This is a genomic window from Herbaspirillum sp. B65 (assembly GCF_000333555.1).
GTDB lineage: Bacteria > Pseudomonadota > Gammaproteobacteria > Burkholderiales > Burkholderiaceae_D > Herbaspirillum > Herbaspirillum rubrisubalbicans.
In genome coordinates this window covers 1-1215 of sequence record NZ_BADI01000022.1, presented here as the reverse complement: position 1 = coordinate 1215, position 1215 = coordinate 1, and the positions used below count along the sequence as shown (strand labels likewise).

Sequence of the window (1215 nt, the reverse complement as noted above, 5' to 3'; positions counted from 1 at the left end):
TGGGCCTTCTTCATGTTGTCCTGCATGGCCTGTGCTTGCTTCATCAGACCTGCCAGTTGACCTTTCATCATGCTATTTGCTCCTTGTTTCGATTCTCGGAATTCTATCGTGTTTATGGATGAGCCCGGCAAGGGCGCCTACTCTTGACTCTTGCATCGCTGCTTCATAAAGCCTGGATCGATCCCGGCACGATGGTGGCGCCGAACTCGCGCATCATGCTCACCACGAAGGGATCGCTCTTCATCTTCTGTTCTGCCTTGCGCTGGCGTTCGGCGCGCTCGGCCTCGGCCACGGCATTGGCGGTGTCGGAGACGGCACCGATTTCGGTCTCGACCCGGATCTCCTTGCCGAAGCGTTCGGACAGTACCGCCACCAGTTTTTCCACGCTGCCCGAAGAACGCAGGGTTTCCAACGGGATACGCAGATGGAAGCAGACATTGCCGCCATTGAGGGCTTCGCAGCGCACCAGCTCGCTCTGGAAGGCCATCTGGTGCGCCACGCCGCGCAGCGCGCTGAGGCTGGCCGCCAGGGTGGGCCAATGACCGTCCCAGCCCAGTTCGGCAGCGATACGGGCAGTTTCCTGCTGTTGCGCAGGGGTGGCGGACGGACGCTGAGGCGCAGGCGGCTCTATGGCAGCCGCCGGGGCGATGACAGGTTCAGTTTTTTTTTCAGTCGCCTCGACCATCGGCACGGACGGTGCCATGGCGGTGCTGCCGGTTTCGTCTTCCCAGGGCGGGATGGCATCGAAGGGCGGCGGCTCGGGCATGTCCGGTGGCATCGGGCTGGCTGGACGCACGCTGCGGGCCACGGCACTGGGCGCGGCGGACACAGCAGGCGTGGCGGCGACCGGCGCCGCCGGTTCTGCAACGGGAGCCGGTGCGACCGGACGGGCTGCGGCCTTGCCGCCCTTGCCACCACGCAGCGCCATCAGGGCGGCTTCGCGGGCAGAGGTGGGGGCAGCAGCCGGCGGTGCAGCAGCGGCAACGGGATCGGCCGGCGCGGCGACAGGCGCAGCAACTGGTGCCGGCGCCACTGCGGCAGCCGCTTGTACACGGCTGACCGGCGCACTGGTGACAGCGGCCTGCGGTGCCATGAGCGGCGCGGCCTGGCGCGGCGTGGCCGGGCGGGGGCCAGTGGCCCCGGTTGCGCCGGCAGCAGCGGCCACCGGAGCAGCGGGCACCGGCGCAGTTGCGCTGGCGCTGACCGGGCGGAAGG

General features: G+C 67.8%; 1 protein-coding gene and 1 pseudogene. Both read right to left on the bottom strand.

The genetic code is table 11. From position 1 onward, the window contains the following. Positions 1-71: pseudogene (locus I5W_RS30890) on the bottom strand (YbaB/EbfC family nucleoid-associated protein); the annotation flags it as partial. 92 nt (positions 72-163) lie between these two features. Further along, the coding region (locus tag I5W_RS00435) for a DNA polymerase III subunit gamma/tau C-terminal domain-containing protein (RefSeq protein ID WP_044527775.1) at positions 164-1215 on the bottom strand (1052 nt) is incomplete at its 5' end.